General features: G+C 60.9%; 10 protein-coding genes. 1 reads left to right on the top strand and 9 read right to left on the bottom strand.

Annotated elements, in window-relative coordinates; all coding sequences use genetic code 11:
* Positions 1 to 91: 91 nt before the first annotated feature.
* The 9 genes from FHT28_RS35585 to FHT28_RS35545 are packed head-to-tail and all read right to left on the bottom strand — an operon-like array spanning position 92 to position 7,833.
* On the bottom strand, positions 92 to 937 hold the full coding sequence (locus FHT28_RS35585; RefSeq protein WP_168598891.1) for a Pnap_2097 family protein: 846 nt from the start codon (positions 935 to 937) through the stop codon (positions 92 to 94).
* Between the two features lie 4 nt (positions 938 to 941).
* Entirely contained in the window at positions 942 to 2,222 is a 1,281-nt protein-coding gene (locus FHT28_RS35580; protein WP_168598890.1) for an MSMEG_0569 family flavin-dependent oxidoreductase, read from the bottom strand.
* Positions 2,223 to 2,234: 12 nt separating this feature from the next.
* The gene (locus FHT28_RS35575) at positions 2,235 to 2,522 is read right to left on the bottom strand and encodes an MSMEG_0570 family nitrogen starvation response protein (RefSeq protein ID WP_168598889.1); all 288 of its coding nucleotides are present in this window, start codon (positions 2,520 to 2,522) and stop codon (positions 2,235 to 2,237) included.
* Positions 2,515 to 3,669: an MSMEG_0565 family glycosyltransferase gene (locus tag FHT28_RS35570; protein WP_168598888.1), complete on the bottom strand. Its 1,155-nt coding sequence runs from the start codon at positions 3,667 to 3,669 to the stop codon at positions 2,515 to 2,517. Before FHT28_RS35570 ends, FHT28_RS35575 begins: the two co-directional genes overlap by 8 nt.
* Positions 3,666 to 4,661 carry a sll0787 family AIR synthase-like protein gene (locus FHT28_RS35565; RefSeq protein WP_145646906.1) on the bottom strand — a complete coding sequence of 332 codons (996 nt, stop codon included), beginning with the start codon at positions 4,659 to 4,661 and terminating at the stop codon, positions 3,666 to 3,668. Before FHT28_RS35565 ends, FHT28_RS35570 begins: the two co-directional genes overlap by 4 nt.
* Positions 4,658 to 5,200: an MSMEG_0567/Sll0786 family nitrogen starvation N-acetyltransferase gene (locus FHT28_RS35560; protein ID WP_145646904.1), complete on the bottom strand. Its 543-nt coding sequence runs from the start codon at positions 5,198 to 5,200 to the stop codon at positions 4,658 to 4,660. The genes FHT28_RS35565 and FHT28_RS35560 overlap by 4 nt, the downstream gene beginning before the upstream one ends.
* Positions 5,197 to 6,318 carry an MSMEG_0568 family radical SAM protein gene (locus FHT28_RS35555; protein ID WP_186450822.1) on the bottom strand — a complete coding sequence of 374 codons (1,122 nt, stop codon included), beginning with the start codon at positions 6,316 to 6,318 and terminating at the stop codon, positions 5,197 to 5,199. The genes FHT28_RS35560 and FHT28_RS35555 overlap by 4 nt, the downstream gene beginning before the upstream one ends.
* Positions 6,242 to 7,297, bottom strand: coding sequence for a Nit6803 family nitrilase (locus FHT28_RS35550; RefSeq protein WP_145646902.1), 1,056 nt, complete (start codon positions 7,295 to 7,297; stop codon positions 6,242 to 6,244). Before FHT28_RS35550 ends, FHT28_RS35555 begins: the two co-directional genes overlap by 77 nt.
* 53 nt (positions 7,298 to 7,350) lie before the next feature.
* On the bottom strand, positions 7,351 to 7,833 hold the full coding sequence (locus tag FHT28_RS35545; RefSeq protein ID WP_069610638.1) for an MSMEG_0572/Sll0783 family nitrogen starvation response protein: 483 nt from the start codon (positions 7,831 to 7,833) through the stop codon (positions 7,351 to 7,353).
* Positions 7,834 to 8,198: 365 nt separating this feature from the next.
* Between FHT28_RS35545 and FHT28_RS35540 the strand changes: the two genes are divergently transcribed.
* Positions 8,199 to 9,602, top strand: coding sequence for a PLP-dependent aminotransferase family protein (locus tag FHT28_RS35540; protein ID WP_168598887.1), 1,404 nt, complete (start codon positions 8,199 to 8,201; stop codon positions 9,600 to 9,602).
* Positions 9,603 to 9,840: the final 238 nt, after the last annotated feature.

Raw genomic sequence — 9,840 nt, 5'->3', positions numbered from 1 at the left:
CGTTAGTCAGCCAGAACAAATTACTCATCAGTCAGGCTCCTATCCGCCCGTCTGAATCATAGCCGTCAATTCAAATCAATGGGTCCTGACCCTAGGCAAACCACGTTGTGACTAAGCCCAGTCTTGACCCGTCTGTTCGATAAAATTCGACAATCCATCTGACGTTATCATCCGAACTTCGAACCTTGAGTTCGATTGCCTCTCCGAGATTGATATTGCCGTTGAAAAATACGTCGCGCCGCATCAGTTTGGATGGCGGCAGAGTATCCTCGATCGCTCTCGTGGCAAGCGCCTGAAAATTTGCAAAATAGAGCAGTCCAGCGCCGTTGAATTCCTCCTGGAGACTTGGACGGATGATCATTGTTCTGGCAAGGCTAAGCTCTGCTAAGTAGATATCGGAGACAACATCTGATTGACCGCGCCGGAACGCTGCTGCCGCTGCAGCAAGGGAATTGGAGAGGCGAGGCTGGGCTAGGCCCGTGGCTACTCCCATCTTGGTCAGCGATCGGTTGTCGCCGCCTTTTTCTCTCGCAACGAACGCGGACAGGATTTCGACAACAGCAATTATACCGGCACCAATAGACACATGGTGGATGCTAGCGTGCTGGGTGCGAGATACCTGCGACATCGAGGAATGAACGACCAGCACATCGTTGGCTCTGGCCAATTCAAGACGCGCCTGCTTAAGCGATGTCGCACAGATCGCGGCATATGCCTCGCGTCCATCGGGCGTCCGGAAGTCGGCGTCTTCCATGTCCATCTGCTGCGCCAGCATTAGCCAATGGCGGTGGCCGAGCTCTTTCATCAGCCATGTCTCGGACAGGCCGAAAGGATTGAGATGCGGCATGCCGAGAAGGATATGGGGATCAAGCGCGCGCTCCATCAGCTCGCGCTTGGCGGACGTTTTCGTCGAGGTATTGAGAAATGCGACACTCATCTGATCATCGACCCGTCGCGGTTTGTCTGAAGGGCTTCTCGTCGGCCCTCTCAAGGTAGCCCGCCAGGTGGCCGACCACGTGTTCCGCATCCTTGCCCACGGCCAGAAAGCGACCCGAGCCCCAGGTCCAGAGCCATGGCAGGCCGAGGACATAGACACCGTCTATACCCGTCATACCGCGTCGCTGGACCGGATAGCCGGTGCCATCGAAGATCGGCAGTCCGACATAGGACCAGTCCGGTGTGAAACCCGTAGCCCAGATGACGGATGAGATGCCCTCAGCGGCAAGGTCGAGTTCCGCCGGTTCCAACGCCGGTTCCCAGACGGGGGAATAGACGCTGGCCGGTGGCGCATCGATGTTATGGGCGGCGATATGCTTGTCGATCAGGGCGTTGATGCCATTATAGACCCGGTCGGCATTGTCGAGGTTGGCCCTGAGGTTTGGGGCAAACAGCATTTTACCACCTGAAACACCTTCCATGCGGCCATAAAGCTTCATGCCCTCGAGCGCGAATTTCCTGAGGTCGAGATCCCGACCGCCATCGCGGCCAGTGAGGTAGTGGTTGGTATCGTGCTTCTTCTTGGTCATCCCGTCATGTTCGACGGTGATCTCGTATTGCCCAACATCCGAGAGCCAGTCGACGACGTCCCGGCCGCGATAGAAACGGGCGCATCGCGGTGCGTTGCCGGTGACCATGTGCACTTTGCGACGGGCGAGATGCAGGTCCTCGGCGATCTGGCAGCCGGACTGGCCGGAACCGACGACGATCACCGCGCCTTCCGGTAGTTGCTGCGGATTGCGGTAATCCACCGTATGAAGCTGGAGGATCTCGTCCGGTAGCCGCTCGGCCGCCCGGGGAATGGACGGTCGAGCGTAGAGGCTGGTTGCCAGCACAACACTGTCCGTGGTGACGGTACCTGCCGATGTTTCGACCCTGAACGAACCGTCCGACATCCGCTCCACCGAACTGACGGCAGTATGTTCGAAAACCGGTGCATCGACCTTTTTGATGAAGCGGTCGACATAGGCGACAATCTGATCCTTGACCATGAAACCATGTGGATCGTCGCCGTCATAGGGATGGTCGGGAAGCTGGCATTGCCAGTTCGGGGTCACCAGGCAGAACGCATCCCAGCGCTCGTCCTTCCACTTGTGCGTGACGGTTTTCCTCTCGAAGACGACGTGATCGATGCCGTGCTTCTTGAGGTAATGACTGGCGGAAAGCCCGGCCTGACCGCCGCCGACGACAACTGCAGAATAATGCTGCTTGAGATTATGGGGCATCGACTGATCCTCTCAGAGAATGAAGGTATCGCAGCGGACGCGGGCGCTCGCGTCCTTCAGGAAGGGCTCGGCAGCACTTTCTATGCGGGCAAGCTGGTCGTTCGCGGACGAACAGGCGAACCCGTACTTCGCCTCCACCCGATCGCTTGCGATCTTGAGAGCCTTGCGGCTGCGGTCGACGAAATCCGCTACCGGATAGCTTTCTCCTTCGGTGAAAAACTCACGGATGTTCAGCGAAGGAGAGTAGCAGCTCTCTTCCTGACCATCGGGCCACGTTATGACAAAGCGCATTTCAGGCATCGGTAGTCTCCTTCAAGGTTGCGTATGCGACAAGGTGGGCTTCGGCGACACGCCGCCAGGAAAACCGGCCGGCCACGTCCAGCCCTCGCGGGATGACGCGGTTGCGGATCTGCGGGACGAGGGCCAGCGCCATAGCTTCGGCGATCGAGGCCGAATGACGCGGGTCGCACCAGATGACGTCGTCGCCGGCGAGATATTCGGTGAACGGCGCGATCGACGAGACGATAACTGGTACGCCGCTCGCCATCGCCTCCAGAACCACGAGCCCGAAGCCCTCGTTCAGTGAGGGGAAGACCAGCGCATCCGCGAGACGGTAAAGGTTCGGCATGTCCTCGTCGGCGACCGGGCCGATGAGGTGGACGGCGGAGGCATGTTCGCGCAGCAGCGCCAGTTCAGAGCGGAATTCATCCTGGTAACCCCCGTGGTCCAGCAGCGACGCGCCGCCGGCGATCACCAGCTGCGCTTCCGGCTGTACGGCGCGCAATTGCCGGAAGGCATCGAGGATACCGATCGTGTTCTTGCGGGCTTCCACCCCACCGATACTGAGGAATAAGGGGCCCGCGGGAAGTTTGAGACGATCCCTCAGTGCCGTCTGCTCCCCGCTCCAGTTCGGCGAATAACGTGTGGTATCGACGCCGTTGCCGACGACGGATGCCGATTTCCCCTTTCCCTCCAGATAGTGCTGCCACGTGGCGCTGACGGTGAAGAAGAGGGCGGCCTCATCGATGGAACGGTCCTGCAATTCCATCAGCCGCGGATCGGCGAACTGATCGACATGGTGGACGGTTCGCGCATATCGTCGGATGAAGCCACGTTGCTTCAGCACCGCCATCGCATTGCCGGAAATGCCGTCATGGGCGTGGAAGACGTCGAATGCGCGCGCTGCCGGCTTTTCGAAATGTCCCACATAATCGGCGATCCGTTGCTTCACCATGCCGGTCATGTCGGAGACGATGGGGCCGACAGGAAACGGCATCGTGCCGCATTCCGCCTTGCGGAAAAACCCGTTTCCTTTGGAATCGGGAGCGTGCAAGACGACGTCATGGCCCAGCGCCGTCAGTGCCTCAGAAAGCTGCATGGCGTGGACAACGCCGCCGCGGGGATTGGTCGAATGGGCCAGCATGGCGATGCGCAGAGGACGGTTCATGCGGCATCCTCCCGCTCGTGTTTTTCGCCGGTGCGTCCAAGGCCCAGGAGCGGCACCCTGGCATGGTCGCGGATGACCACGCGGTTGCCGTCGGCGTTGATGGCGACCTCGCTGCCGGCATTGACCGTGCCGATAGCGGCTGCGACGATGCCGCGCGCGGTGAAGATTTTGAGGACGGCTTTGACATTCGAGGGCGCGACCGAGAGCAGGTAACCGTAGCTCGGAAACGTTGAGAGCCAGCGCTCCAGCGCGACGCCTTCGGGAATGGGGATGGTGGTCAGGTCAATATCGATGCCGACGCCGGAGCACTCCGCCAGCATGATCGCAGTGCCCGGAATGCCCCCTTGGCTGATATCCTTCGCGGCGAGCGCCAGACCGGCCTCGGCGATCTGGGCCATAATTTCGAGGTCGCCACGCATGCGATCCGGCGGCGCGTCGGTTGCGGCCTCCCAGTTGTTGAACGGCTCGCGATAACGGCCGCGATGATCGACGGCGGCGATCAGGATGTCGCCCGGCTTGGCATCGAAACTCGTCAGCAGCGTTTTCGCTCGGCCGAGAATCGCGACCGAAAGCTGATGGCGGTCCGTGCGGATATTCGTATGGCCGCCGACGATCGGCACGCCATAGGCGGCGGCCGCATCGCGCATCCCTTCCAGCACTGGAGAGGCGTTCTCCTCGCCATTTGCCCAGACCGCATCGACCACAGCAACCGGCTGGCCGCCCATGGCGACGACGTCGGAAATATTGACCATCACCCCGCACCAGCCGGCAAACCACGGATCGGCTGCGACGAATTCGTTGATGAAGCCTTCGATGGCGAAGAGGAGATAGCCGTCGCCATCGGGGAGGGCGGCACAATCATCTCCGACGGCGACCGGCTGACCGGCCAACCCGAGACCGGCGGCAACCCTGCCGATATCGGCTTTCGCGGCAATGCCGGATGAGGCGATTAGTTTGGCGGCGAGCGCTGTGACGTCGATGGTCATTTTCATGCTGCCTTCTTCGGTAGAGCCACGAAACCGGCTTCCGGTGTGGGGCAGGGCGGATACCAGGCAAGATCGGCTTTCATCCGCAAATGCGGCTTGCCGTAGATCTCGAACTCCTCGACCACCTCCCAGTGGAGCCGGCGGAAGAGCAGCCCGTTCTGAACCTGCACGTTGGCAAGGAAGGTGTGGCAGCCCATCGCATTGGCCGAGGAGACCGCGAGCTTGATGAGGGTCGCCCCAAGCGCGCCGATCTTGCGGAAATCCTCGTGGACGGCGAGCCGCGAACCCCACCAGAGCCCCGGCTCCTCCTCGTGAATGCGCACGGTGCCCACCAGCCGATCCGAGGTGACGCCCATCATCGATAGGGCGACGATCGGGATCGCGCGATCGTCGATCGCATCACGATCGTCATGATCGAAGATCTTCTGCTCATCGCAAAAGACGGTGCGGCGCAGAGCATGGGCTTCCCGCCGTTCCCATTGCGATGTGGCGAATTTCACCTGGAATTCGCCGGCCTGATAAGGTGCGAAGGGCTCAAGGATCATTTCGTCAACATCCTCTCATAGGTCGAAAGGGCCGAGCAGGCGCCGCATTTGCCGCAGCCGGCCTTGATGTCGACGGCCTTTAGGCCGCTGTCGATCAGCATTTTCGAGAGGGGGGACAGGATCGAATGCATGAAGTCCGGCTTCGGCGCCGGATGGCTTTCGAGCGGCGTGCCAGAGATCGGCACGAAAGGCACGACGAAGGGGTAAACACCGATCGCAACGAGCTTCTCGCAGATGTCGAGGATCGCTTCGCGAGTATCGCCGAGACCGGCGAGAATATAGGTCGAGACCTGGCCGCGGCCGAACACCTCCACGGCGACCCTGAAGCTCTTCATGTAGTTTTCGATCGAGACCTGCGCCTTGCCCGGCATGATGCGCGCCCGTATTTCCGGTGTGACGACTTCGAGATGCATGCCGAGCGCGTCGACGCCGGCATCTTTCATGATCTGGAACCAAACATCGTCTTCCGGCGGCTCGCATTGTGCCTGGATCGGGATGTCGACGGCTGCCTTGATGGCGCGGGCGCTGTCAGCGAGGATGGACGCCCCGCGATCCGAACCCTTCGGCGTTCCCGTCGTCATCACCATATGCTTGACGCCATCAAGCTCGACGGCCGCCTTCGCCACTTCGGCAAGCTGCTCCGGCGTCTTGTGGGCGATGGTGCGGCCGGCGGCAAGCGACTGGCCGATGGCGCAGAACTGACAGGTCTTGGTGCGGCTTTGATAGCGGATACAGGTCTGCAGCACCGTGGTTGCCAGCACATCGCGGCCGTGCAGGACGGCGATCTGCGAATAGGGAACGCCCTCCGCCGTGCTGCGCTCGTAGAAGCGGGGCCGCAGCGGGAAGGAGACTTCGCCAAGCACGCGGCCATCGCGGCTGATGCGGCTCTTGCCTTCCTCATCCGGCTTCTCGACCAGATAGGGGCTTTCGAAGGCAGGCGCGGTGTGGACCGGAACCATGACGGTCATGCCGTCAATGGTCATCGGCTTGTGGTCAGAGGGGCCGGCACCGCCACGGCGGCTTTCATGACCCGCCTTCGGATCAACCAGTCTGGCTCCGAAGGACTGCAACTCGTTGATCAGAATCTCGGTCGGAAGACGTGTTGTCGAAGTGTCCATCGGAATTGCTCCTTTCGGTGGAAGCGGGGGCTGTTTCGAAAGATGTCCGGGAGGCGACCATCGGTGCGGTCGCACGGCCGTCGATGACGAGATGCAGGAGTTCGGGTCGGGCGTAATGACCGACGGAATCCATCATCCGCTTGCGCTTGACGATCAGGCTCATGTCGAGATCGGCGATCACCATGCCTTCACCCTCGGCGAGCGGTGGGGCGAGGTGCTTGCCTTCCGGAGAGACGATCGCCGTCATGCAGCCGCCGCGCAGGGCCTTCTGCAGCCCTTGATCCGGCGTGATCGAGACGATCTGTTCGTCCGTTAGCCAGCCTGTCGCATTGACGACGAAACAGCCACTTTCCAAGGCATGATGGCGGATCGTCACTTCTATCTGCTCGGCGAAGATCGGCCCGACCATCGAGCCCGGGAACTGGGCGACATGGATCTCCTCGTGCTGGGCCATCAGCGCGTAGCGGGCGAGCGGATTATAGTGCTCCCAGCAAGCAAGTGCGCCGATCCGTCCGACATGGCTTTCGACCACCGTGAGGCCCGAAGCATCGCCCTGACCCCAGATCATCCGCTCATGGAATGTCGGGGTGATCTTGCGGCGCTTGAGGATCAGCGTTCCGTCGGCGTCGAAAACGAGCTGGGTGTTGTAGAGAGAGCCACGGTCGCGCTCGTTGACGCCAAGCACGACGACGATGCCATGATTGCGAGCTGCGGCGGCGATGGCTTCTGTCGCGGCGCTCGGCACGATGACGGCCTCGTCGTAGAGCCGGACATGTTCCTTGCCGGAAAGCACCGGCGGTAGGACAAAGGAGAAATAGGGATACCAAGGCACGAAGGTTTCCGGGAAGACCACCAGTTCGGCACCCTTGCTGGCAGCCTCATGGATTGCTTCCAGAACCCGGGCCACCGTCTTTTCCCGTGAGGTGAGATCAGGCGCGATCTGTACTGCGGCGGCCCGCACAATTGATTTCTTTTCCATGGCGAACTCCTTTTGGGCGGATGAAAGCGGGGCTTGGCCCCGCCTTCAATCAGTCAGAGCGTCCAGGTGTCGAGGATGAAGGCCCCGTCGCGGCGGTGGATCAGGATGAGGTCGAGAACATCCAGGGGGCTGATCGGGGTGATGCCGGGGATCAGCGAGCCTTCGCCATGGCCGTAAAGCGCCTGCAGCGCGAAACGGCAGGCATAGACCTTGCCACCTTCTTCCATGAAGCCCTTAATCTGGTTGTTGAAGTTGAGGTGACCCGGAAAGGCTTCCGCTCCTAGTTTGGGGAAGCCACGCTGCACGCCAAGCGTTACGCCGGGGCCGTAGAGCAGCACGGATGTCTCAAAGCCTTTGCGCTTGAGGCGCTTGGCCTGAAGAAGGTTGACGAGACCGATCGATCCCTCGAAGGCGACTGTATGGAAGGTGATGAGGGCTTTCTCACCCTCCTTGGCCTGGACATCCTCGAAGACCTTTTCTTCGTAATCGACAAGGAAATCGCCGTCGGCATGGGCGGGTGCGGTAACTGCGGGCATGAATGGCTCCTTTGTTGACGTCAGGCCCCATCGCGGGGGTACGCCATTCAATTGCAAAGGCCATGCCAATATGAAGTTTGCCTAAAATGCGTTCAAATTGTCGGAAAAAGCATTCAATTCTCCTGTCATTTACTTGCTCTGCACTTCTAATTGCTGAAAGTCGCGCCAAAAGGCTGCCGAAAATGGAAGCGACAATGCACATAATGAATGCCGCCAATATGCATTCAATTCTGCAAGAGAGTGTTTGCCAAGCGCTGTTAGCGTGTTAAGCCACATGAAAACGGGGCGGTTGAATTATTTTAGGTGACAAGAGGCCAATGCAACAATATACGGTCAATAGAGACAGTCCACCGGATTCCGCACACATGAAACGATGGGTTCCCGACCTCAGCCGCAGCAGCGGCCCGCGCTACATGGCGATCGCCGATGTCATCGAACTTGACCTGCGCAGCGGTAACCTCGTCGTTGGGGATCGACTGCCACCGCAGCGGGAACTCGCCAAGCAACTCAACATCGATTTCACGACGGTGGCGCGCGGTTATGTGGAGGCGCAAAAGCGCGGGCTGGTGAAGACTCATGTTGGCCGCGGTACGTTCGTGACCGGTGGCCTGGAAAAGGAGCGGCTTGGTTTCGCCTCCCATGCTATTCCTGATATCCGGCGAACGTCGGCGGTCGATTTCTCCATGAACATGCCGCCGGAGCCGGATGATCCGGATTTGCTGGCCCGCATGCGGGAAGGGCTGTCGTCGGTCGCGACAAATCTCGTCTCTCTGCTTCGTTACCAAGGCTTTGGTGGTGCTGGCATGGACAAGGAGGCGGCGGCTGCCTGGCTTAGCCGGCGCGGGCTGGTGCCGTCGCAGGAGCGGATATTCGTCACCCCCGGCGCGCATCCGGCGCTGCTGGCGATCTTCGGCATGCTGGCAAAGCCGGGCGAAACGGTGCTTTCGGAAAACATCACCTATCCCGGCATGCGGTCGATCGCCGCGCAGCTGCGCCTCAACCTCGTCGGCCTGCCGATGGATGAGGACGGCATTATTGCCGCCGCATTTGCCGAGGCCTGCGAGACGCAAAAGCCCAAGGCTCTCTATCTCAATCCGACGCTGCAGAACCCGCTGACGCTAACCATCCCGGAAGGACGCCGCGCCGAGATCTGCGCCGTTGCCCGCAAGTATCACGTGCCGATCGTCGAGGACGATGCCTATGGCTTCATCCCGCAGCACAGCCCGCCGCCGCTCGCCGCCATGGCGCCGGACCTGACCTGGCATATCGGCGGGCTCGCCAAATGTATCGGTGCAGGTCTCAGGCTCGCTTACGTGGTCGCGCCAGACTCGAAGGCAGGCTGGCCGTTCGTCGCAGCGATGCGCGCCAATAACGTCATGGCCTCGCCGCTTGCCACCGCGCTTGCCACGCGCTGGATAGAGGACGGAACGGCCGACAGCATCCTGCGCTTCATCAGAGGCGAAGCCGCGGCACGGCAGGCGCTTGTCGCCGACGTGCTCCCCGCTGGCAGCTATCGCGGCGACGCGATAAGCTTCAATATCTGGCTGCCGCTCGTTCATGGCTGGACGCGTTCGACATTCGGAAGCCACATGCGTTCCTCCGGCCTAGGTGTCGTCGCGAGCGATGCCTTCACGGTCGATGGACCTGCGCAGGAAGCGGTTCGCGTCTGCCTCGGAGGACCGATCCAACGGGACAAGCTGAAGGCCGCCTTGGAATTCATGGCCCATGCGCTTGAAGGCGCGCCCGAAATGGCCAGCTCCTTTTTCTAGAGAATGTGCTAAACGCCGATGGCGGTCGTCCTCGACGCCTTCAGCCGCAAGGTCATCGGCTGGGCTATTGCAACCCATCTGAAAGCGGAACTTGCCATTGAGGCGCTCGACACGGCGGTGGGGGGCCCCCCCCCCCCCCCCCCCCCCCCCCAGAAACAAAAACGCCCCCGCGGCCCCAAAAACGAAGCCCCCAAAACGGGCCCCACATAAAAACAAAGCCAGAACCCCCCGCACGGAC

The organism is Rhizobium sp. SG570 (assembly GCF_012275345.1).
Taxonomy (GTDB): Bacteria; Pseudomonadota; Alphaproteobacteria; order Rhizobiales; family Rhizobiaceae; genus Rhizobium; species Rhizobium lusitanum.
Note: the sequence above shows the minus strand (reverse complement) of the source record. Positions and strands in the feature narration are given on the sequence as shown.